General features: G+C 38.8%; 20 protein-coding genes, 1 riboswitch and 1 other annotated feature. Of the genes, 15 read left to right on the forward strand and 5 right to left on the reverse strand.

The features are described 5' to 3' along the window. Positions 1 to 40 precede the first annotated feature (40 nt). The 9 genes from ACI3K6_RS21120 to ACI3K6_RS21160 all read left to right on the forward strand — a co-directional run bounded on the left by ACI3K6_RS21120 (position 41) and on the right by ACI3K6_RS21160 (position 10,871). Positions 41 to 1,000 carry a LacI family DNA-binding transcriptional regulator gene (locus tag ACI3K6_RS21120; protein WP_435556392.1) on the forward strand — a complete coding sequence of 320 codons (960 nt, stop codon included), beginning with the start codon at positions 41 to 43 and terminating at the stop codon, positions 998 to 1,000. 135 nt (positions 1,001 to 1,135) lie between these two features. Then, the gene (locus ACI3K6_RS21125; protein WP_335480485.1) at positions 1,136 to 1,864 is read left to right on the forward strand and encodes a GntR family transcriptional regulator; all 729 of its coding nucleotides are present in this window, start codon (positions 1,136 to 1,138) and stop codon (positions 1,862 to 1,864) included. 154 nt (positions 1,865 to 2,018) lie between these two features. Continuing rightward, complete coding sequence (locus ACI3K6_RS21130; RefSeq protein ID WP_435556393.1) at positions 2,019 to 3,032, forward strand: SIS domain-containing protein; 1,014 nt, start codon at positions 2,019 to 2,021, stop codon at positions 3,030 to 3,032. Between the two features lie 65 nt (positions 3,033 to 3,097). Next, positions 3,098 to 3,952 (forward strand): PfkB family carbohydrate kinase, encoded by an 855-nt coding sequence (locus ACI3K6_RS21135; RefSeq protein ID WP_435556394.1) that lies wholly within the window; start codon positions 3,098 to 3,100, stop codon positions 3,950 to 3,952. A 45-nt stretch (positions 3,953 to 3,997) separates the two neighbouring features. Beyond that, positions 3,998 to 5,539, forward strand: coding sequence for a Na+/H+ antiporter NhaC family protein (locus ACI3K6_RS21140; RefSeq protein WP_435556395.1), 1,542 nt, complete (start codon positions 3,998 to 4,000; stop codon positions 5,537 to 5,539). Between the two features lie 16 nt (positions 5,540 to 5,555). Next, complete coding sequence (locus ACI3K6_RS21145; RefSeq protein ID WP_435556396.1) at positions 5,556 to 7,139, forward strand: amidohydrolase; 1,584 nt, start codon at positions 5,556 to 5,558, stop codon at positions 7,137 to 7,139. A 123-nt stretch (positions 7,140 to 7,262) separates the two neighbouring features. After that, a complete protein-coding gene (locus ACI3K6_RS21150; protein WP_435556397.1) occupies positions 7,263 to 8,351 on the forward strand; it encodes a diguanylate cyclase in 1,089 nt (362 codons plus the stop codon). Between the two features lie 138 nt (positions 8,352 to 8,489). Next, positions 8,490 to 9,764 (forward strand): diguanylate cyclase domain-containing protein, encoded by a 1,275-nt coding sequence (locus ACI3K6_RS21155; RefSeq protein ID WP_435556410.1) that lies wholly within the window; start codon positions 8,490 to 8,492, stop codon positions 9,762 to 9,764. Between the two features lie 90 nt (positions 9,765 to 9,854). Next, on the forward strand, positions 9,855 to 10,871 hold the full coding sequence (locus ACI3K6_RS21160; protein ID WP_435556398.1) for a DUF3231 family protein: 1,017 nt from the start codon (positions 9,855 to 9,857) through the stop codon (positions 10,869 to 10,871). Positions 10,872 to 10,993: 122 nt separating this feature from the next. On the opposite strand, the gene ACI3K6_RS21165 is transcribed toward ACI3K6_RS21160, so the two are convergent. The 3 genes from ACI3K6_RS21165 to ACI3K6_RS21175 form a co-directional block, all read right to left on the reverse strand. Continuing rightward, positions 10,994 to 11,842: an alpha/beta hydrolase fold domain-containing protein gene (locus ACI3K6_RS21165; protein WP_435556399.1), complete on the reverse strand. Its 849-nt coding sequence runs from the start codon at positions 11,840 to 11,842 to the stop codon at positions 10,994 to 10,996. 139 nt (positions 11,843 to 11,981) lie between these two features. After that, complete coding sequence (locus ACI3K6_RS21170; RefSeq protein WP_435556400.1) at positions 11,982 to 12,452, reverse strand: CD3072 family TudS-related putative desulfidase; 471 nt, start codon at positions 12,450 to 12,452, stop codon at positions 11,982 to 11,984. After that, positions 12,442 to 13,017, reverse strand: coding sequence for a CD3073 family putative ECF transporter S component (locus tag ACI3K6_RS21175; RefSeq protein WP_435556401.1), 576 nt, complete (start codon positions 13,015 to 13,017; stop codon positions 12,442 to 12,444). The genes ACI3K6_RS21170 and ACI3K6_RS21175 overlap by 11 nt, the downstream gene beginning before the upstream one ends. A 316-nt stretch (positions 13,018 to 13,333) precedes the next feature. Here ACI3K6_RS21175 and ACI3K6_RS21180 point away from each other — a divergent pair, with 316 nt between their 5' ends. Beyond that, positions 13,334 to 14,251 (forward strand): class I SAM-dependent methyltransferase, encoded by a 918-nt coding sequence (locus tag ACI3K6_RS21180; RefSeq protein ID WP_435556402.1) that lies wholly within the window; start codon positions 13,334 to 13,336, stop codon positions 14,249 to 14,251. Between the two features lie 36 nt (positions 14,252 to 14,287). On the opposite strand, the gene ACI3K6_RS21185 is transcribed toward ACI3K6_RS21180, so the two are convergent. Continuing rightward, positions 14,288 to 16,498, reverse strand: a complete 2,211-nt coding sequence (locus ACI3K6_RS21185) for an MMPL family transporter (RefSeq protein ID WP_435556403.1) — start codon at positions 16,496 to 16,498, stop codon at positions 14,288 to 14,290. A 266-nt stretch (positions 16,499 to 16,764) separates the two neighbouring features. On the opposite strand from ACI3K6_RS21185, the gene ACI3K6_RS21190 reads away from it, so the two are divergent. Next, the gene (locus tag ACI3K6_RS21190) at positions 16,765 to 17,328 is read left to right on the forward strand and encodes a TetR/AcrR family transcriptional regulator (RefSeq protein WP_435556404.1); all 564 of its coding nucleotides are present in this window, start codon (positions 16,765 to 16,767) and stop codon (positions 17,326 to 17,328) included. Positions 17,329 to 17,366: 38 nt separating this feature from the next. Here ACI3K6_RS21190 and ACI3K6_RS21195 read toward each other — a convergent pair whose 3' ends face one another. Beyond that, positions 17,367 to 17,621 carry a small, acid-soluble spore protein, alpha/beta type gene (locus tag ACI3K6_RS21195; protein ID WP_435556405.1) on the reverse strand — a complete coding sequence of 85 codons (255 nt, stop codon included), beginning with the start codon at positions 17,619 to 17,621 and terminating at the stop codon, positions 17,367 to 17,369. 104 nt (positions 17,622 to 17,725) lie between these two features. Next, positions 17,726 to 17,939: a binding site (T-box leader), on the forward strand. Positions 17,940 to 17,992: 53 nt separating this feature from the next. On the opposite strand from ACI3K6_RS21195, the gene argS reads away from it, so the two are divergent. The 4 genes from argS (at position 17,993) to ACI3K6_RS21215 (ending at position 23,400) form a co-directional block, all read left to right on the forward strand. Next, positions 17,993 to 19,687 carry an arginine--tRNA ligase gene (argS, locus tag ACI3K6_RS21200; RefSeq protein ID WP_435556406.1) on the forward strand — a complete coding sequence of 565 codons (1,695 nt, stop codon included), beginning with the start codon at positions 17,993 to 17,995 and terminating at the stop codon, positions 19,685 to 19,687. A gap of 70 nt (positions 19,688 to 19,757) precedes the next feature. Further along, the gene (locus ACI3K6_RS21205) at positions 19,758 to 20,924 is read left to right on the forward strand and encodes an MFS transporter (protein ID WP_435556407.1); all 1,167 of its coding nucleotides are present in this window, start codon (positions 19,758 to 19,760) and stop codon (positions 20,922 to 20,924) included. Between the two features lie 168 nt (positions 20,925 to 21,092). Continuing rightward, positions 21,093 to 22,916, forward strand: a complete 1,824-nt coding sequence (locus tag ACI3K6_RS21210) for an APC family permease (RefSeq protein ID WP_435556408.1) — start codon at positions 21,093 to 21,095, stop codon at positions 22,914 to 22,916. Between the two features lie 3 nt (positions 22,917 to 22,919). Beyond that, a riboswitch (guanidine-I (ykkC/yxkD leader) is annotated at positions 22,920 to 23,023 on the forward strand. A gap of 53 nt (positions 23,024 to 23,076) precedes the next feature. Next, positions 23,077 to 23,400, forward strand: coding sequence for a hypothetical protein (locus tag ACI3K6_RS21215; RefSeq protein WP_435556409.1), 324 nt, complete (start codon positions 23,077 to 23,079; stop codon positions 23,398 to 23,400). The last annotated feature ends 490 nt before the right edge of the window (positions 23,401 to 23,890 follow it).

Consider the following 23,890-nt stretch of genomic DNA (forward strand, 5'->3'; position numbering starts at 1 on the left):
TCGATGGTGCACCCAAGATTGTTTTTTGATAGGTGATTCCATGACTAATATTAAAGATCTGGCAAGAATGGCTGGAGTTTCAGTTACAACCGTTTCCAGGGTGTTAAATCATCATCCTTATGTGAAGGAAGAAAAAAGGCAGGCAGTTTTAGAAGCAATTAGAGTCAGTAATTATCATAAAAATATTAATGCAGTTCACTTAAGCAAAGGTAAAACACAGCTGATGGGTGTCGTCATTCCAGTTTCAGATCATCCTTATTTTGCCCAGCTACTAAAGGGAATTGCCAAGCAAGCATTGGAACACAATTATAAATTGGTCCTTTTTCAAACAGATTTCAAGGAAAGCAGGGAAATGGAAGCATTAGAAATGTTAAAGCTTAAGCAAATTGATTCTTTGATAATTTGCTCACGAGCCTGCGATTTGTCCATGATTGAAAACCATTTACCGTTTGGTACCATTGTACTAGGAGAAAATATGAACGGCAAAAAAATATCCTCTACTTCTGTTAACCACTATAAAATTTTTACAGATGCTTTAGAGTACTTGTATCAAAAAGGGCATAAACGAATTGGCTATTGCATCGGTAGAAGATGGAGTACCAACAGCCAAAACCGGGAGCGTGCCTACAGAGATTTTCTTGAGAAATATAATCTTCCGGACATCCCTGAATATATTATGGATCAATGTCTTTATTTTGAGCATGGCGAAAAAGTGATAAGACAAATAAAAAAAATGGATGTTCCGCCAACAGCGCTGCTGGTTACAAGTGATCAAGTTGCAGCTGGGATTGTCATCTGTTGTCAAAGAGAACAAATAGCTATTCCGAACGAACTCGCGATCATTGGATTTGATAATGAACCTATTGCTAAAATGATGGATATTACCACGATCGAGGTTCCACTTGAGGAAATGGGGAAAAATCTGTTTCTTCAAGCAATAAACGAAGAAATATCACACAAAGAATTATCCGTTAGATTCATTGAAAGAGGAACGGTTTAACGGACCAAGCTAGTAATGAGATTTCTTGCTTAATAGGAAGGTTCATTTCATTCATAAGAGCATCTGGAAAGGCAGATTTTTTTCAGATATAATGAGGTGGAACCAAAAACTACTAAAGTATTGAGGTAAATGGATATGAAAAATTTTGAAACGGAGAACTCTGTCCCTTTTTATCGGCAATTAAAGGACCTCATTGCAGATGAAATAGAGAATGGCAATCTGCAGCATGGGGATAAGCTTCCTTCCGAGCGTGAGTTGGCGGAAAGATATAAAATTAGCCGCATGACGGCAAGGCATGCTCTCTCACTGCTGGAAAGAGAAGGGTATGTAGAACGAATTGTAGGTGCCGGGACGTTTGTGACAAACCGGAAAATTGAAATGGATTTTACTTTTAACAGTTTTTCCAAAGCAATGCTTGATATTGGTATGATGCCGACTACGAAAACCATCTCGATGGATATTGTTCCAGCCAAATCCTCAGTTGCTAAATCACTTGGGATTGAGACGGGTGAAGAGTTGTTCTCGTTGAAACGATTAAGAATGGCGGATGAAATTCCGGTAGCCATTGAATTGTCACAGATTCCATACAAGTATTGTAAGGGCATTGAAAAATATATGAATGATAATGTTTCCTTATACGAAGTGCTAGAGGAAGTTTACTCCATTAAACTCCTTAGAGCCACCCAATATACCAGAATTGTCATTAGTGATGAAATAGAGAGCCGTATGCTAAAAGTTCAAAATGAGAGTGCCTGTATTTTATTGGAAACCGTAGCTTATGATGATCAGGAAAGACGGATTGAATACTCGCAGTCAGTTACTCGGGGAGATATTGTCCGATTTTATACAGATTTATCATTTTAGTAAAATACTAAAAAAAGCGCTTGCTTTTTAATAGGGGGAGGATTATACTGAGTTCATAAATGGTATATACCGTTTTTAGTGGTATATGCCACTGGTAATGGTATATACCGATTAATATGGTATATACCATAGAGTTACATAAGGAGGAAGTAAGATGTTTAATTTTGATGAAGCGAACTTTTTAAAAGTAACGAGAGGAGCTGTCCAGTTACGAAGTCAAATTGAAGATGTGGTTGATTCTGTTACAGCGAAAGGTTATAAGAATCTATTTTTACTTGGGTCAGGCGGTTCGATCGCCATCATGTATCCGTTTGAGTATATGTTAAAAACGAATTCTACTATTCCGGTTTTTGCAGAGATCGCGGCTGAGTTTGTGCTATATGACCATAAGCATTTTGGTCCTGATTCGTTGGTAATCCTTTCTTCCCTTTCCGGCACTACAAAGGAAACGGTACAAGCAGCAAAATATTGCAAAGAAAAGGGTGCAACAACTATAGGCCTAGTAGGAGAACTGGGAACACCGCTTGCTGAGCTATCAGATTACTGTTTAGTCAATTACTCAGAAAACGATACAGCTTCTGACTCTATTTACCTCCAGCTGTATATGCTTATTTTTAAATTAATGGAAGCCAATGGTGATTTTCCTCAATACAAGCAATTTGCTGATGAGCTTGAAAAAATGCCACATGTGTTGCTTGATGTAAAGCAACAAACAGAAAGTCAAGCAGAGCAGTTTGCCAAGCTTTATAAAGACGAAACCTATCATATGTTGGTTGGTTCCGGAAGTGTTTGGGGAGAGACGTACTCTTATGCTATGTGTGTTCTGGAGGAGATGCAATGGATTCGAACTAAGTCTATCCACGCTGCAGAATTTTTCCATGGAACATTAGAATTAGTTGAGCGGGATACAAGTGTCATCCTCATGACTGGCGAAGATGAAAGCCGACCATTAATGGACCGCGTAGAGCGTTTTGTCAGCAACTACACAGATAAATTAAGCATTTTTGATACAAAAAAATATGAACTAAAAGGGATTAGCGAACAGTTCCGTAAATTCCTATCACCAATGATCATTGCTTCTTTATTTGAACGAGTGAGCACCTACTTAGAAAAGGAAAGAAATCATCCATTATCAACTAGAAGATATTATCGAAAAGTAGAATATTAAAATAGTTGAGGGGATTCTTTAAAATGACCCGGCAGAATCCCCTGCTAATTTGGAGGAGACCAGAATTGAAAGTTGTTGGATTTGGTGATAATGTCGTTGATCAATATCAGCATACGGGAATGATGTATCCTGGCGGAAATGCCGTTAACTTTGCGGTTTATGCCAAACAATTGGGCATACCTTCTGCCTACCTTGGTGTATTTGGAAATGATGTGATTGCTGATCATATCAAAGATGCTTTAACAAAGTTAGAGATTGATTTGTCGAATTGTATAGTTAAACAAGGTGAGAGTGGTTTCTGTTTAGTGAATCTTGTAGAAGGTGACCGAGTATTTGTAGACTGGAACGAGGGTGGGATTTCTACAAAAGAGCCGATGATTTTGGGAGAAACGGAACTTAATTATCTAAGCCAATTCGCTTTAATTCATTCAGGATGTTTTGCCAAAGCGGAAACAGAATTAAAGAAGCTTTCACACTTAGAGGCTTTAGTAAGCTTTGATTTTGCAGACGAAGAGCCATTTCATCAAGAGGACTATTTAAAGGAGGTTTGCCCGCACATTGATTTTGCATTATTTTCTTGCACGGGGCAGCCTTTGGACAGTATAAAAACATTGCTTCAAAAAGTAATAGATTTGGGAACCACCTATGCATTAGCTACTATGGGTACTGACGGTTCAGTTTTCTTTGATGGACAGGATTTTTATGAAGGAGTAGTGGAACTGGTTGAACCGGTAGATACAATGGGAGCAGGCGATTCCTTTGTTACGGCCTTCCTCATTCACTTATTGCAAAATGGATGGAAGAAACATGTAAAGGTACCCCCAAATGTTATAAAGGACGCATTTAAAAAGGCGGCAAAGTTTTCCGCGAACAATTGCCTTCGAGAAGGTGCCTTTGGATTTGGTGGAAAGTTTGAATAAAAATGTCATCTGCTATAAAAAATTCTTTTGGGGTGAACTGAACTTATGAAATCCAATGTAGTAATCGAAACGGAATTGTACGAGAAGAACCAGGAACCTATAACACCAAACACTCCCAAGAAAAACTCCTTATTTAGTGAAAGAAATAAAAAGATTCTAGGCTATGCTTTTTTGATTGCTTCCTTCGTTATTAGCGGAATTTTTGCCCCTGAAGGAGCCAAATATTATGCCGGTTGGAGTATGCTCCCAGCTGTTGCCATCTTTCTATTTGTTATTTTGACAAAAAGCTTAATTGAAGGATTTTTATGGTCAGGCATGCTTGCTGTGTTCATTAAATATAAGTTTAATTTCTTTGTTGAATATCAGGATCATGTTTTGAAAACGATTACAAACGCTGACACAGCTTATCTTGCGGTAGTTTTCTTATTGCTGGGAATTGTCATTGAGATGCTAAGGAAAAGTGGAGCTGCTGCTTATTTTGCAAGAGTAGTGGCAAAAAAGGCAAAGAACTCCAGGTTTTCACTTTTCTTTCAATGGATTTTAAGTTGGGTTTTAAGTGTAGACGATTATCTTCAAGCCTTCGTGATCGGTGCAAGTATGGGACCTGTTAATGATGAATTTAAGGTACCAAGAGAGCAAACGGCATATACCATCAGAGCTACCGCAGTACATACCTCTAGTATTATACCGATTGGTTCTTGGGTAGTTTTTTGTGCATCCCTCCTGGAACAAAATAAATTTGCCGCGGCCGGAACTGGTGTTTCGGAATATATGAAAGTCGTTCCGTTTATGTTTTATTCCAGTATTTCGCTGATCATTGCCCTATTGGTAACAATGGGCTGGTTTCCAAAGCTCGGTTTGATAAAAAAGGCTTATAAGCGCGTGGAAAAGGGCGGTTCAGTATTTCCGCCGGCTAAGGGTACTGGGGCAAGTGATGTGGTTGAGGAAGAAATGCCTGAGCCTAAAAAAGGCGTTAATATGTTAACTTTCTTAATCCCTATTGTGGCCTTAATTGGTGCGTGTATTTATTTTGATTTTAATATGCAATATGGAATTGGGCTTGCCGTTATGATATCAGGAGCATTATTCCTTATTCAGGGAATCTTCAAAATGGAGGACATCTTTAATATCGTTTTTGAAGGATTTAACAGTATGGTTCAAATGACGTTCCTATTCATTATTGGGATCACCATGTCCACTATGATTTCAGATTTGGGTTTCACAAAGTTTATTGTTGGAGCAACCCATAATATCGTGGATCCACATCTGCTTCCAGTTGCATTGTTCCTACTATTTTGTGGTACCGAATTCCTAGTAACTTTTAACTGGACACTTTATATGATGGTGCTTCCATCTGTCATTGGGCTTGCTGCTGCTACAGGAGCAAATCCATACCTATGTTTAGGTGCCCTTTTCTGCGCCGGTTTGTTTGGAAGTAATGCAAGTTTTGCCTCTGATGCTGGGATGTGTACCGCTGCCGCCACAAAACTTGACTTGTATGAGCACAATGTGTCGGGACTTCCTTATCACTTTATCTCATTTGGAATTGCCGCCGTCTTGTATTTAGTAGCCGGTTATATTTTCTAAAAAAGGAGCCATAAAAATGAACATGACGGAAAGTAAATATGCGGATCTAATCTTAGTTTCTAATTGTATTTTTTCGGCTAAACCAGATGATGAAGCGCCTGTCCCTGGCATTGTGGCGATAACAGGAAATAAAATTGCTGCGGTTGCGAGTAAAAGCGAGATAGGAAAATGGGCAGGTCCGGAAACAACCATTTATGAGTTAGGTGATCAGTTGGTTTGTCCAGGATTTCTGGATAACCATGTTTTCTTTACAGGATATGCCTGGACCAGGGCAGGAGTAGATTGTTCCGGTGCTTCCAGTAGTTTAGAAGTCTTAGAGATGATTAAAAGCTATTCCAAAACCATTCCGCAGGGAAAAACGTTGGTGGGTCATGGACTAAATGTGGATGGATGGTCTGAACATGAAAAAACAGGGCGTCTATTGGATGAAGCATTTGGCGATCGGCCTGTAGCGATCTTCACACCAGCTCGTGATTTTTGCTTCATGAATCGGGCCGCGGAAGAGAAATACGGTTTCACAAAAGATGAATGTTACGCAGAAGCTTGTTGGAAGTTATTAAAAGAAATTTTAAGTGATCGTGAGCAAATGGCAGAGGAATACAGGGAGTTTAGCCACCTTTTAGCATCGAGAGGAATTACTTCTATAAAAGAAATTGGGTTTGATGACTATTCCGGGTTTTCCGATATTCTTGCTAATTTTGCGGAAACGGGGGAGTTAATACATCGAGTGAATCTAGTCTCCCAGCCCGTTGCGGAAGAAATCAATTTTACCTATGGAGAGTCCTGCCGTGAAAGATTCACAGGTGATTCGATTAAGTTCATGGGCTATAATCTAATGGTTGATGGGGAAATTGCCTCCTTCAATGGTGACATGCTGGAACCTTATACGAACAAACCTGATACCTGTAATCAATCACCAGTGAACTACGAGGCTATAGGTAAAAGTGTTCTAGAAGCAGATCGTAGAGGATTTCGCTGTGCCCTTCATGCTGAAGGTGACGCAGCTGTTCGAAAATCCATTGATATGTTTGAAAACTGCAGGGAAATCAATGGAAAAAGGGATGCCAGACATACAATCATTGATCTCGAAATGATTCATCCGATTGATATCAAAAGAATGGCTGACTTGGATATTACCGCAACAAATTATGTGCAGATAATGAATGGAACGGGCCGATATGAAGATTTTTATGGACCAAGCTTTGTAGGTGAACACAGGTTAAAGCAATATTGGGCCTACCGAAGTATGATTGATGAAGGGGTCAATATTTGCTGTGGTACCGATTTACCGCTTGATACACCAAATATTCCACTGTCTATTTATCATGCTGTTGGCAGGAGGTTCCCTGACGGTAAACCAGAACAAGGGTTTAATAAAGAGCAAGGAATGAGTATTGCCGAGAATTTGAGGGCATGGACAATAGGCGGGCAGTATGTCAACTTTGAAGATCAACGACTGGGAACATTAGAAGCAGGGAAGTTTGCAGATATTGCGGTATTGAATCAAAATGTTTTTGCTGTCCCTATGGAGGAAATGAGAAAGGTAAAAGTGGCATTGACCCTCTATAATGGGCGTGTTGTTTATCAAGTAAATGAATAAGGCAATCATTAGGACTTCATACCCTGGAGTCCTTTTGTTTTTATACAAAACCCTCATAAAACTAGAAAAAAGTGTGAATTCTATTAGGTACTACCTAATAATCTTGTCTGTTGGTGATTTTGTATGATTATAAAGGACTTATTTGTTAATTTATCAATACTTGTCTCCATCCTGTTTTTCTACTCGCAAATTTTTAAAAAATTCCCATTATCCTCCCGTTCTCCCTCTATCATAAAGGTTCTAGCTGGGATATGGGGAGGTCTATTAAGCATTTTACTTATGCTATTTAGTATTAAAGTTAGTGGGACATTCGTGGATCTACGTCACATTCCTACCATCCTGGTAGCTTATTATGGAGGTGCTCTTCCAGCAATTATTTCAATGTTTTTAACAATCATCGGGAGGTATTTTATTTCCACTAATGTTTTTTACTATGCTTTGCTGATGAGTGTTTCAGGGACGCTATTTGCAATCTATTTTTCAAAACGTAATTTTTCAAAAAAGTTTAAAGTTACCATGATTTTAACCTTTAATAATCTCATGTTCTCAGCGATATTTGGATACCTTGTTCATAATATCGGTGTGTTTATAAAAGTAATCCCCATTTATTGGCTGGTCTCCAGCTTATCAGCTTATTTATCTTTCTACGTGATTGGATATATTAGAAGAAGCCAAAGGCTTTATGATAAATATTTGGAGGAATCAGTAACAGACAGTTTAACAGGATTAAATAATAAGCGGAAATTTAATGAGGTCTTTAAGCATTTAATAAAAGAGACAAAAGAGAATGATTTAAAGCTTTCTCTACTTTATATCGATATCGACTTTTTTAAACATATTAACGATACGTATGGGCATGAAGTGGGAGATGCCGTCCTTAAAGAGTTAGGGATTGTTTTACAAAAAAACACAAGACCTTTTGATATTGTCAGCCGAAATGGCGGTGAGGAATTTACGGTATTATTGAGGGACTGCCCTTTAAGCAGAGCAGTGGAGATTGCTGAGCGGATTAGAGAAAACGTTGAAAATCATACGTTTAATTTTTTCTCAGGCAAGAAAATCAAACTAACCATCTCTATTGGAGTAGCAAGTTTTCAGGATACGACCACTGATCCTGCTATGCTGATTGAAGATGCCGACAAATCTCTATATCAAGCGAAAAAGACAGGCAGAAATAAGGTCTGTATTGCTCCTTATTATTCTCTGGTATAAAATCGAGAACAGTAATTCGTTGATTGTCTTATTTTTTCCATTTTATAAAAGTCGATTTTTGTCGAATAGGAGTATATAATGATAGTGCATAAAATATAGCTTAATAATGAAAGAGTGGTGGTATATCTGGTGATCGATATGGAGCATGGCACGCAACTGGAAGGGTATGAAGCACAACAAGATTTATTTATTGAACTATATCCTGAAGCCATTATGATTCACAGTGAGGGTAATATCCTTCATGCGAACCTAGCCTGCATGAATTTATTAGCAGCCTCTTCTTTAGATGATCTGATTGGAAAGTCGCTACTTGACTTTTCACCACCAGAATATAAAGATGTAGTTGAGGAACGGATCTGTAAATTAGACCAGCATGGAATTGTTATTTCTCCAACGGAAGTAAAAGCAATTCGATTGGATGGTAAAATAATCGATGTGGAAGTACGGGGAATTTCTTTAAATTTCAAAGGGAAACCTGCCTATTTCATGATAATCCATGATTTAACCAATAAGAAGCAAGCAGAAGAGGCACTTCGTGAAAGCGAAGCAAGATATAGACTAATCGCGGAAAATATGACAGATCTAGTTTGTATCATTGATTATGAAGGGATTTTTAAGTATGCATCTCCTTCCCATGTATCAGTCTTGGGATTTCCGAGTGAAGCTTATGAAGGAAAACGTGGTAGGGAATTTATGCACCAAGATGATCTCCCACATGTCCGCAAGCATTTTGATGAAATGGTTGAAAGCAAGGATGTTCGCGTTTTTCATTTTCGTTTTAAAAACATTAGGGGGGAATGGATTTGGGTGGAGGCAAAAGCAACACCCATTTTCCATGAAAACGGTGAATTCGAACACTTCCTTATCGTTTCTAGAGAAATTACAGAAAGAAAAATGTATGAGGAAAAACTGACCTATTTGGCGTTCCATGATACTCTGACAGGCCTGCCGAATCGGAGATTGTTTAATGATCGTTTAGAGAAAGAGATAAGATTAGCAGAATTAAATAATCGATATATCGCTGTGATATATATGGATATTGATAACTTTAAACAAATCAACGACAATCTGGGGCATGATATAGGAGACGAGTTCCTTAAACAATTTGCTCAAAGAGTAAAAGGGTGTCTTAGGGAAATGGATTGCCTTGCCAGACAAGGCGGCGATGAGTTTACCATTATAGTTCCAGAACTGAATGAAGAAATAGATGCCATAAATATTGCAGAGCGAATCATTACTGCCCTTCAAGAACCTTGGGAGATTGGTGAATATTCATTTCATACGACTTCAAGTATTGGAATTGCCTTTTATCCTAAGGATGGAACGTCCAGATTAGAATTGTTGAAACAAAGTGACGTTGCTCTCTATGGAGCCAAAAGAGCCGGGAAAAATAATTATAAGGTATTTTCTTAAGAATCAGGATTTATATAAAACCTGTTTCTTTTTTTTATCCTTATAAATATCCTCCATTAAGGAGAAAGTAACAGTATGGAGGGAATTGTGATGAATAATAAAAATGAGATTGTAAAACTAACCTGTGGTGAAATTTCTGCATTATGGGGTACATATATAAATGATAGTGTTGTAATTTGTCTCATGGCCCACTTTATAGAAACGTGTTCCGACCCAGATATTCTACCTCTACTGAAAAAAACGAGAAACATCGCGGAACAACATATGATTGAGGTGGAACACCTCTTTATAAAAGAACAAATTGCAGTTCCTGAGGGATTCAAGCCTGAAAAACACGTGGTTACAAATGCTCCAAAACTATTCTCTGATTTATTTTATGTCCAGTATGTTCAACAAATGTGCAGGTTTGCCCTAACCTCACATACGTCTGGATTTTCTATAGCGGCAAGAGATGATATCCGTAAAATGTTTAATCAATTTTTTGATGACACCTCACTGCTTTATAATGAGGTCGTGAATGTCATGCAGGAAAAAGGCATTTTTGTGCGAATGCCATTCATGAACTATCCTACTCAAGTTGAGTTTATTCATAAGGAGGATTTTTTGACCGGATGGTTTGGCCGCAGACGATCGTTGTTGGGGATTGAAGTGACCCACTTAATGATAAACTACATACAAAATGAAATTGGAAAAGCAACATGTATTGGTTTTTCTCAGGTTGCCAAGGAAAAAGAGATTCGTGATTATTTTCTTCATGGTAGACACCTATGTAAACATATCCTGAGTTCCATTCATGATGTATTAATGGAAAGTGATATACCAACCGGGATGTCTTGGGATCAAACCATAACCAATTCCACCGTAGCTCCATATTCGGATCAATTAATGGTATTTGTCGTCGGAATGTTATCGAATCTCGGGATGATTACTTACGGGGCTGGATTAGGTGTAACCATGCGCAGGGACATAAGTGCCATGTACGCAGGTTTTATAACCAAAGCAGGAGATTTCGGGGAAGACGGGTTGAATCTAATGATTGAAAGAGGGTGGATGGAGCAGCCGCCGAAATTTGAAGATCGGGAACAGCTAAGTAAGGGGAAGCAATAGCTTTGAAAATGAACCACTCATTTTTTATTTTAGTCATCCATGAAATAATAAGAATACAAAGCATAAAGCTACTTAATTGTAAAAAAACCATCTGCCTAAAATACTACTAGGCAGATGGTTTTTTAATTATAGGTTTTTAAAAAATCAACTACGGCATTTGTTAGGTCCTTGGCTTCCTCTGAAGTAGTAGTAGACCCAAGCTCTTTGGTAATTCCCCGGTGAGAAAGTGTTCGACATTCGAAGTATTTTACTGTATTGCCTGCAGAACTTGCAACTTCCAAAAAGGTTTTAATAGATGAATCTCTGTGATTGACTAAAAAAAGAGGCGCATATTGATTTTTGGCATAAGCAAGTGGAGAAGCCTCTGCCCAATCCATTTTATTATCACCAAATACCCTTTTAAACTTTGCATCCCTTGAAACTAACAGTGATAAATCAACGGGACCCTCTAAATCAATAATGGATCTCACTGACAGAGGTGAAAGACCAACCTTATTTAAATATTTCGAATTTGTTCCGATTAGCGTAACTAAATGGCCACCGGCAGAATGGCCCATTAAATTAATTCGTGTTTTGTCAATTTCATAGTGGTCCGCGTGAACATAAATCCATTTAATGGCCGAGGATAGGTCATCAGTCATTTCGTGATAGCTTGCCTCGGGAAAAAGGCGGTAATTGACTGATACAAACACAAAACCTTGATTGGTAAAAAATAGTGGTTTCTTTGAAACATTATTTTTATCCCCCGCAGTCCAGCTCCCGCCGTGAACATAAATGATGACTGGTGATTTTTTTTCGGTATTTGCTCTGTAAATATCTAATGTCTGCTTGGTATGTTTTCCATAATGAATATTCAATGGATCAATCTCTTGTCCATATGTATTCTGGAAAAAATAAAGGAAAGAGCCTGTAATCAAAAAAATAAAAGTAACACATGCAGTATAAAGTTTAATTTTTCTCACTGATGTCATTCATTCCTTCCAGGCAAACATAAGATTTAATCAAATGTTTGATTAATATTTTCGATTATTTTTTCCAAAGCGGATATATATAATTCTTGAAAAAGAAGAAGCCAACCACCATAAATAGGAGGTTGGCTTCTTCTTAATATTAATTCTTCATCATACTATGGACTTCACTATTGAATATCGGATTACTCGTATTAGGAAGGTATCTTAATTTTTTTAATGTGATCCCTTTATCAGCAAGCATTCCATAAAGCTCCTCCATAAACACACCTCTGGAGGGGTCGCATGAAGGACTGCTTTGAATTCCAAGTAGTTCCTCCATTTGATAGCCATTTTTCACATATTCCTCTGCTTGCTGGATAACCGGTGTTAAAATCTCCCGGCAATGCCGACGATATTCTGGAATGTCATATTCTTCATACGTCATTGGCGGGCGGTTTAAACCTAGAAATGTAAACTCTGGGCAGGGCAACTGGAGAAATCCGAAGCCTTCCTTCATAGCCCACTCTACCGCTGATTGAACGGCCCCCTCAGCTCTTGCTTCTTCTTCAATGACCGTATTCTGGTTTAAAATGCAATGAGAAACGATTAAGATTTTTTTACTACGCTGCATGTCGTTTTTCCCTCTCCATGATTTTTGAAAAATTGGGTAAGCGTGAAATCATAAACGTGACGAGCATACAGGTGATGATTTTATCTACAAAATTCCCAGCAATTCTTGATAGAAATGTGGAAGCAAAAATACTTTCTCCTGCAGACCTTAACCATACAACTACCAAATCCATGCCACTGCCATTTAAGCCACCATAAACAGCAACAGCAATGGGTGTTCCAATAAGTGGTGCAACTACTGATAAAATAAGTCCAGTAAGAATGGCTATATACCATTTAGTAAAATCAAATTTTCTTGACATAAAACCGACAACCAATGCAATGGCAATATTAACGATCCCAAAGAAAATGGCTGAAGCACCTGTAGTTGCACCTAGTACGACATTTGTTAATCCCCCAGTCAAGACACCCCACCAAGGCCCGAATAATACAGATATTAAGACGGTTCCAATCGTATCCAAGAATAGAAAGGGGATTTTCAGTGAAGACACAACGGTGCCTAATATGACATTTAAGGCAATTCCCATTGCTGAGTAGGTTAAGATCATTGTTTTTCTAGTTTTCATTGTAATTTTACCTCCTTGTATCTAAGAGATGTAACCTCTCTTTCAATTTTATGACATTATCTGTTAATCATGTTGGCTATACAATTTAATTTTAATGGAGTAGAGTAACCATTGATAGATGAAGTTGTGCATTGGCTCCTTCAGGAACAATCTTTATGGAGTAAATTGAAAAATACATATAAAACGTATTGACAAATAATTATTTTTATGTTATAATATATATTTAAATTGTTGACTTTAAAATATTTTTCTCTTAAAATTAACTCCTAGCCGATCATTAGGCCTAGGAGTTTTTGCGTTTAAGGGGGAATTTCTTTTGGAAAATAGTAAGGGAAGTTTAACAGCGTTAGTGAGTTGTTTTGCCAGAGGGTATCACACAGCATCTAGCAGGAATCCGATTTTTCAAGACGGTGTTGCCAATGAAATTTTGTTGGATGAGGAAAAGGAACTCATAAGTAGTAATTGGGCACAGGCGATTGCGTTCTTTAATCCGGAAAAGGTGGAGCAATTGACCTCGGCTGCGGAAAAATTGGAATGGGTGATGAATCATCAAACGGTTCCGCAGTTAGTTAGCAGAGCTAGATATGCAGAGGATGGTCTGTTGGCTGCGATCAAACGTGGTTTTAGCCAATATGTGATTTTAGGAGCAGGACTTGATACCTTTGCCTTAAGACAGAAAAATCTCCCTAACGATTTTATGATCTATGAAGTGGACCACCCTGCCACACAAGCATTTAAAATGAGAAGACTGAAAGAATTGGGGATTGAAATTCCTAAAAATGTAAGATTTGTTCCTGTTGATTTTACACATGATTCACTCAGGGAAGAGTTGAAGAATATTGGGTATCATGAGCAGAAATTGACTTACTTTAGCTTGTTAGGTGTTGTGATGTATTTAAGGAAACGTGATTTTTACAAACTACTTTCAACTATTTCAGAAATGACCGTAAGCGGCAGCTCCTTTGTATTTGATTACCTCGATGATACCGCCTTTCATGATAAACTTGCCTCTAAGAAATTAATCCAAATGCGCCAAATAACTGCTCAAACAGGGGAAAAAATGGTTACTGGGTTTGACCCGTTCGAACTAGATTTTGAAATCCAAGACTGCAACATGTTAGTGTATGAAAATCTTGCTCCAGAAAATATTGAAGAGATGTATTTCAAAGACAGAGATGATGATCTGCATTCCTTTGATCACTTTCATTTTGCTCATCTAGTTGTGCATAAATAGAAAAAGGGCAGCCGGAAAAATTCGGCTGCCTTATTTTTATTCACCTATTACTTTTTGATCTGTTGAAACAGTCATTTGCGGATTTCCTTTCTTCAATAGTACTAATATTGAAGGTAACAGCATGCCTCTTACTAAGAAAGTATCCATAATGACGCCTAGTGCCATGGTCATTCCGAATAAGAACAATTCCTGTAACGGCTGGGTTATCAAAACGGCGAAGGTAGCTGCAAGGATAATGCCGGCAGAAGATATAACACCTCCGGTTAGTGCGACCCCATTTCCAACCGCCTCTTTCCAAGATACATGAGCCGCTTCCTCTTTAATTCTAGAAACAAGCATAATATTATAATCAACGCCCAATGCGACCATAAATACAAATGCATAGACCGGTAAACGGTAGCTGATGGAATCAAAACCTAAGATATTGTGGAAAATAATCCAGCCAAATCCCAGTGTTGCGACAAACGATAACAGAATCGTTGACATCATTAGTATAGGCATAAAGATGGAACGTGTCTGAATTCCCAACATAATTGTAATTAGAATGGTGACGAAAGAGAACAAAATAATCATATCCTGCTGGTTCATGGCGCGAATATCTAATTGTTCGGCTGTTTGCCCATCATAATGTAATTGATAGTGATCAGCAGGGAATCCGCTATCTTTAAGCATTCTCTTATCTTGATTTCGTAACTGCTTCACCGTTTCTAGTGCACTTGTATCATATGGATTATCTTTCAATACCAATTGTAGCTTTACGGCCTTTTTGTCTTCACTGATCATTCCCTGAGGGACTTGCTTCATATTTACGGTTACACCCTGAGTAATGGAATCAACACCCTTGATGGACTTCAGTTTATTTTCGAGAGTTTGTACGTTGTTAGAAAATTTATCATCAATCGTTATTTCGCTATCCTTGGTTAAAATGACGGTAACTGGAGCCAGTTGCCCGGCTGGATAATGCTTTTCCAATAATTCAAATCCTTTACGAGATGAAAGCTCGTCTGGGAACGACTTCATAATATTAAACGAATAGTGAATCGATAGAGTATTCAAGGCACCAGCTAGCAAGGTAATCATGAGAATACCAGTAATGATGGCTGGATGTTTTACTACTTGCTTACTGACTTTCTTCCAAAAGCCTTGCTTTTTATTTAATTGTTCAGTGGCCTTTGGCACAAACGGCCAGAATGCCTTGCGTCCCATGATCGCAAACATACTCGGGATTAGGGTTAAACCTGCTAAAAGAATAAACACCATCGCCACTGAAAAAACCGGTGCAAAATGATTATATGGTTCAAACACCGTTGCAAATAGTGTTAAAACAGAAAGAAGCACGGTACCGCCACTGAATAAAATGGGTTCTGATACATGATGGATCGCTTCTCCCATCGCGCTATACTGGGAAGGGAATTTTTTTAATTCCTCGCGGTATCGAGAGAAGATAAACAAGCTGTAATCAGTTAAAACTGCAAACAAAAGAACCAGCATGATAGAAATCGCTGAGCTATCTAACACAAACCAGTCGTTCTTGCCGCCCATTCCTAATACCCGGTCAACCACTTGGTATACGATTGCGGCGATAACTAAAGGTATGACGGCGAGTAAAGGTGATCGGTAAATGACCAACAAAATCACAAAAATTAAAGCAATCGTACCAAGCATTAAAACAAAGTCAGCATTTTTAAAAATAGTAATGGTATCTGAAGAAATTCCGGCAGGCCCCGTGATTTCAACCTGTAAAGATCCTAATTTCATCTCTTTCAGTTTGTCATTTATCGTTTTAATGGTTTCATTAGCTGCATGAGAATCAGCACCTTCTTTTAAATTAAAATTAAGAAGAAGGGTTGTTCCATCTTTTGAAAACATCTGATCCTGCGCTGGTTTGGGCAACTGATGAAAAGGTACGGCCCCTTCCAACTCCTTAGGTTTATCGTTTGAAGAGAGCCATTTACTAACTTCTGAAATCTTATTCCGGTCCTCATTTGTGATTTTATTGTCCCGATGAAAAACGAGTAACCCAGTTAGCCCTTCTTTACTAGGGAATTGCTTTTTTAGTACCTGTTTAGCAATAGCAGAAGGGGGATCGTTTTTTACACTTCCTTCCTTGCTGCTAACAGAAAAGTCCTTTGAAGAAGGAGCTAAAAAACTTAATAATATGACAACGGCGATCCAAATCGAAAGAATGACCTTTGAGCCGTTTTTACTGCTTGAAAATTGAACTAACTTCTGAATGGGTTTCAGCATTCCAATCATCTCCTATCTATCTTTGCCATCATCTTAAGCTCGGATTATGAATGGAATATGAATAAAAGATTAAAAGTGAGATGGAGGGATAATGTAAAAATTATCCACTCTGTGATCTATCTTTATCAAATCGCCCAGGAACTTCCACTATGCTTTTTTCCATTCTCTTTACAAGTTTATTTGTATTGGTGTAAAGGCTATGTTATATTAAAATTAGATGAGAATGACCATAAAACTAAATTGGTCAATAAGAACGGAGGGTGCACATGGCTCCTGATAGAAGAAGAATGATAGTTGAAGCTGCAACCAAGTCATTTTCATTATTTGGCTATAAGGCCACAACAATGGATCAGGTCGCAAAGCTTGCCAATGTTGGAAAAGGGACAATCTATACTTTTTTTAAAAATAAAGAAGAACTGTTTGAAGAGATCATGTCAACGCTCGTAAAAGAAATGATTGCTGAAGCAAACGGTGTCATACAGGAAAATCTTCCGTTTACTGAAAATGTACACCTGGCCTTATACCATTTATTAGAGTTTCGCTCCCAACATCAGCTTATGATCAAGCTGGCCCAGGAAGAGTCAGAGATGGGAACAATCGCCGTTTCCGAAATGCTTCAGCACGTAGAGGAAGAAATCATCGCCTTTCTAAAGAAAAAGCTTGATACAGCCATTGAAAAAGGTTTAATTCCGACTGCAAATACAGAAATCACTAGTTATTTGCTTTTTAAAATGTATATAGCCCTGGTTTACGACTGGGAAAAAAATCATGAGCCGCTGAGTTCAGAGGAAATAGCCGAGATCATGAAGGTGTTTTTATTACAGAAATAGCAGAAAAGACTTGTGATCCACACAAGTCTTTTTAGCTATTAAGGTCGTTTTGCCATGTTTTGCTGAGCCATTTTAACAAGCTCGCGGACCATGCTGCCGCCAAGCCGTCCGCCAACTTTACCGGCCTGTTCGGACGTCAATTGTCCGTTATAACCTTTTTTTAAAGGGACTCCGACTTCCTCGGCTGCCTCAAATTTGGCATCCTCAGGTGTTTGTGATTCAACGACCCTTGCCTTCAATTGGTCTAATCCCCGTCTTGCTTCGGGAACAAGAATTTTGTTTCTTCTGGCCATCATCCATCATCTCCTTTGCCAATTAGATTGCCCAATTTGAAAAAAACATCTGCGGGGACTGGATAAATCCTTTTATATCCAGTATAATAACTGATAATGTATCGTAAAAATCAATGAAAAAGAGAGTAGTTATCAGGGATGTCAAAGCGATTCAGGGATGGTGGGAGCCTGAAACAGAACGGATAATGAAGCGCACTTTGGAGATGCATACCCGAATAACTGTAGGGGATGCCGGAGAACACTCCGTTAACAAGGAAAAGCTGGTTCATTTTGAACAATTAGAGTGGTACCGCGGGAATTCAAACTCTCGTCTCTTTTTTAAAGAGGCGGGGGTTTTTTGTTGTTTTATAGAAAAAAAGGAGGTCAATAACATGAACTTTAAAAAAGAATTGGCAGAACTATTATCTGTAGCGCTTGAAGGAGAGCTATCCGTAGCAGAACTCGAGATACTAATTGAAAAACCGAAAAATCAGTCATTGGGTGATTTAGCCTTCCCATGCTTTTCGTTAGCAAAGGTAAAGCGTAAGGCGCCTAATTTGATTGCGCAGGAATTAAGCGAAAAAATTCAGTCACCGACATTTGAAAAAATCGAAGTAGTAGGAGCTTACCTAAATTTATTTTTAAACAAGAAGCTTGTTTCTGAACAAGTAATTGGCAATGTTATCGCTCAAAAGAGTGAATTTGGTTCACTAGATTTCGGTGCAGGCGGCAATGTCACCATCGATATGTCTTCCCCTAATATCGCCAAGCCTTTTTCAATGGGGCACTTGCGTTCAACCGTAATAGGGAATGCAATCGCTAAAATCGTAGAAAAGTGCGGCTATAAGCCGATTAAAATCAACCACCTTGGCGACTGGGGCACCCAATTCGGTAAGTTGATTACAGCTTATAAACTATGGGGCGATGCCGAAAAGGTAAAACAAAATCCAATTAAAGAATTATTGGCTTTGTACATCAAATTCCATGATGAAGCAACATCCAATCCATCTCTTGAGGATGATGGACGTGCTTGGTTCAAAAAGCTGGAGGATGGCGACCAAGAAGCATTGGATTTATGGCAATGGTTCCGTGATGAATCACTGGAGGAATTCTCACGAATCTATAATTTAATGAATGTTGAATTCGATTCCTTCGCTGGTGAGGCTTTCTACAATGATAAAATGGACCGCGTAGTAAAACTGTTGGAAGAAAAACAACTTCTTGTGGAGTCTGACCAGGCGCAAGTGGTTGAACTAACGGAAGAAGAATTGCCACCATGCTTAATTAAAAAATCAGATGGGGCGACCCTTTACGCTACACGTGACTTAGCGGCGGCTATTTACCGTAAAGAAAATTACGACTTTGCCCATTCTTTATATGTGGTTGGTCATGAGCAAAGCCTACACTTCAAGCAACTGATCGCGGTATTACGCAAAATGGGCTTCGAATGGGCTGAAAAAATGGCGCATATCCCATTCGGCATGATGCTGAAAGACGGTAAGAAAATGTCCACCCGTAAAGGGAAGGTTGTTTTACTGGAAGAAGTCTTAAATGAATCTATAGCGATGGCTCGACATAACATAGAAGAGAAAAACCCAATGCTGCCTAATAAGGACAAAGTAGCTGAGCAGGTAGGTGTCGGTGCCGTCATTTTCCATGATTTGAAAAATAACCGCATGAACGATATAGAATTTTCTTTAGAGGAAATGCTTCGTTTTGAAGGGGAAACCGGTCCATACGTTCAATATACGTATGCCCGTGCCTGTTCCATTTTACGAAAAGGAAATTGGCAACCTGAAAGCTCGGCGGCTGATTACCAAACATCTTGGGAAAAAGAATGGAAAGTGGTCAGCTTCTTAATGGAATTCTCTAATGCCATTAAACGTGCTTGTGTGAATTACGATCCTTCCCAAGTGGCAAAATATATCGTGGACCTTGCCCAAGTGTTTAACAAATACTATGCCGAGGTTAAGGTTTTGGAAGACAGTAAAGAGCGCGAGGCTCGTCTGGCACTTGTCTACAGTGTGACTGTAGTTCTCAAAGAAGGTTTACGTCTATTGGGAATTGAAGCACCTGAAGAAATGTAACTTTTTTAGAAAAGCGTTTCTACAGTGATGTAGGAGCGCTTTTCATACTTGCATTGAAAGAAGGACGTCTATGGAACAACAACTAGTAAAGGATAAAATTTGGACAAAAGACTTCATTTTAATTGTATTTGCCAACTTTTTTATCTTTCTTGGCTTTCAAATGACTTTACCAACGATCCCTTTATTTGTTGAAGACTTGGGAGGCAATGATCAGTTGATTGGCTTTGTCGTAGGGATTTTTACGTTTTCATCTCTGCTCTTGCGCCCCTTTGCTGGTCATGCCTTAGAAACGAAAGGCAGAGGCATTGTTTATTTGACCGGTTTAGCTATTTTTGTCCTTTCTGTAGGATCCTTTGGATTTTTAGCAAGTATCGCTCTGTTATTTGCTATGCGGGTTGTCCAAGGGGCAGGCTGGGGACTATCGACAACGGCTTCCGGAACCATTGCAACAGACCTCATCCCTCCTGCTAGAAGAGGAGAAGGAATGGGCTTTTACGGTCTTTCCGGTAATGTTGCTATGGCCATTGGTCCTTCTTTAGGACTGCTTCTGTCAGATACACTTACATTTAAACTGTTTTTCATCATTTGTTCAGTATTAGGGCTTATTGCGCTTTCGCTTTCCTCCAAAATTAAATATAAAAAGGTAGAAAAGAAGCCTGAAAAAACAAGAGCAATATTTGATCTTTATGAAAAAAGTGCAGTAAGACCATCCATGTTGATGTTCTTTATTACGGTTACATTTGGGGGAATTGCCTCATTTCTACCGCTTTATACGGCTGAAAAACATATCGCTGGAATCCAGCTTTACTTTTTGATTTACGCTCTTGCTTTAATGGCGACGCGTGCCTTTGCCGGTCAGCTTTATGACCGAAAAGGGCATCAGGCCATTTTTATTCCTGGAACTTTATTGATTCTGGTAGCTATGGCATTATTAGCCTGGCTTCCGAATAGTATAGTGCTTTACGGGGCGGCTTGCCTATATGGATTAGGTTTTGGGATTGTCCAGCCTGGCTTGCAGGCTTGGTCAATTGAAAAAACTTCACCACATCGTAGAGGAATGGCCAACGCCACCTTCTTTTCTTTTTTTGATTTAGGAATAGGGATCGGGGCCATGATCTTTGGCCAAATCGGTCATATGCTTGGCTACAGCAGTATTTATAAGGCAGCAGCTATTTCTGTCTTTATTTCCATGCTGTTATATGTGTTTTTTATAATAATAGATAAGGCTCGAGAGTAAACTGCATGGGAAAAGATTCCATGCAGTTTTTTTATGAATGAGGAAATGATAACGTTATCATCATTAATCAATTGAAATCTTCTTATATTTGTCATAGAAACCCCTTCAACTTTGTTATTAGGGTATGTTACAATCAATCGGTAATTTTACTTATGGTGGGTGAATCACGTGTTATCTTCTATTAAAAGATTATTGATTGGCCGTCCGTTAAAATCAACCGATCTTGGCGAACATAAACTGAACAAATTAAAAGCACTGGCGATTCTTTCCTCAGATGCCTTATCATCTGTCGCTTATGGAACAGAGCAAATTCTCATTGTGCTGGCTACAATTAGCGCAATTGCCTATTGGTATTCCATACCAATTGCTGCGGGAGTGTTATTTTTATTAGCAGCTTTGATTTTATCCTATCGACAAATCATTTACTCGTACCCTCAAGGGGGAGGAGCTTATATCGTATCGAAGGAGAATATTGGTGAAAAGGCCGGTTTGATTGCCGGGGGATCCTTGCTAGTAGACTACATACTTACTGTTGCTGTTAGTGTATCAGCCGGAACTGATGCCATAACATCAGCGATTCCCTCATTGCATGCCCATACTGTCTTAATAGCCAGTGTTCTAGTCGTGATCATTACGATTTTGAACCTTCGTGGGCTCACGGAGTCTGCTACGATCTTGATGTACCCAGTTTATTTGTTTGTCATCATTTTATTTATTTTAATCGGTGTTGGAATTTATAAAATTTTAACCGGACAAATTTCCCCTGAATTACATGCTCCAATTGGTGCACCAGTCCAGGGAATCACATTGTTTTTATTAATGCGTGCCTTTGCTTCAGGGTGTTCGGCCCTAACAGGGGTTGAAGCAATTTCCAACGCCATTCCTAATTTCAAGGACCCTGCACCAAGAAACGCAGCCAGAACATTAGTGTTGATGGGGACACTCTTAGCATTTTTATTTGCCGGTATCACCTTTTTAGCGTATTACTATGGTGTTTCTCCAAAACATGATGAAACCGTAGTCTCACAAATTGCCAAAGAAACGTTTGGACGTAATATTCTGTACTATATCATCCAAGGTTCAACCGCTTTGATCCTGGTGCTGGCGGCCAATACCGGCTTCTCGGCATTCCCATTATTAGCGTTTAGCTTGGCCAAGGATAAATATTTGCCAAGGATGTTTACCATTCGTGGTGACCGTCTAGGCTATTCGAACGGGATTGTCATGTTGGGATTAGCATCGATTGTGTTGATTGTTGCTTTTCAAGGGAAAACGGAGTCCCTCATCCCACTTTATGCAGTAGGGGTATTCATTCCATTTACTTTATCGCAAACAGGGATGATCATAAAATGGCTTCGGGAGAAACCAAGCGGCTGGATTACCAAACTAACAGCGAACCTAATCGGTGCCTTAATCACCTTCACGGTATTAATGATCTTTTTCATCACGAAATTAAGCCAGGTTTGGTTTGTCTTTATTTTCTTACCATTGATCGTTCTACTGTTTTTAAGAATTAATAAACATTATAGTGATGTAGGTGAACAGCTCCGGGTAGATTGTCAAACACCGGCCATTCAAGTTGATGGAAATGTCATCATTGTTCCGGTCGCTGGAATCACAAAGGTCGTGGAAAATTCCATTAATTATGCCAAATCGTTAACCGATCAAATATATGCAGTCTATGTTTCCTTTGATCGGGAAGATGAGAAGCGGTTTGAGGAAAAATGGGAGCAATGGCATCCGGAAGTCAGATTGATTACTCTGCAATCTCGCTATCGCAGTATTTTGCAACCCTTATCGAAATTTATTGATACAATTGAGAATAAGGCCAGTGAGAACAACTACCAAGTTACCGTACTGATCCCGCAATTTATTACAAAGAAGAACTGGCATCACATCCTGCACAACCAATCTAGTTTATTGATTCGTACGTATTTGCTTTACAAAAAAAATGTCATTGTTTCCACCTTGCCATATCATTTTAAAAAATAAAAATAAATGGTTTTCTAGGGTTCCGTGGCTTACCTGAGTCAGTCTGGTCCAAGAGAAAACGCACAGAATGTTCTCTGTGTACACGGAAGGATAAAAGCCTGGGAGAATTAATCGTTTTGACGATGATTCTTCTTGGCTTTTTTTTATAAGGGAGGGAATGTTGTTGGAATTTCTTGTTGAAAACAAATGGGTAATCTTAGTAAGTCTCGAAGTCTTGGCCTGGTCCTCGACCTTCTTCCTTTTATACGCGCGTTACGGCTTGAAATCAAGCTTTTGGTTCAAGGTGGCAACCGTACTGTTCGCATTAACAGGAGTCATCCCACAGGTGTTAATGGGGATTGTAAATTTTGCCGCCACCCAGGAAGTTGATTTGTATACTCTGATTATTGTGCTATTGATTGTGTATGGATTTACGATTGGGAAGAAGCATGTGAAGAGGCTGGATACCTGGGCACAACGAAAGTTTTCCCGGGAAGGTGTGTAAGTGGATAAAATAAAGAGAAATTCGGAAAAAGGATATAAATGAGAGTTACCTTTTTTGTGAAAGACAGATCCAAGTGGTTTTTGGGTAAATCTATCGTTCATAGCAGGGTTGAAAGACAAATCCAATTGGTTTATCGGTGAATCTGTCGTTCATAGCAGGGTTGAAAGACAAATCCAAGTGATTTTTCAGTCATCCTGTCGTTCAAAGTGGTAGTGAAAGACAAATCCAATTGAATTTTCAGTAAGGCTGTCGTTCATAGCAGTATTGAAAGACAAATCCAAATGGCTGTTCAGCAAAACTGTCGTTCAAAGTGGTAATGAAAGACAAATCGAATTGGTTTATCGGTGAATCTGTCGTTCATAGCAGGGTTGAAAGACAAATCCAATTGAATTTTCAGTAAGGCTGTCGTTCATAGCAGTATTGAAAGACAAATCCAAATGGCTGTTCAGCAAAACTGTCGTTCAAAGTGGTAATGAAAGACAAATCGAAA

Source organism: Neobacillus solisequens (assembly GCF_051233465.1).
GTDB lineage: Bacteria > Bacillota > Bacilli > Bacillales > Cytobacillaceae > Neobacillus.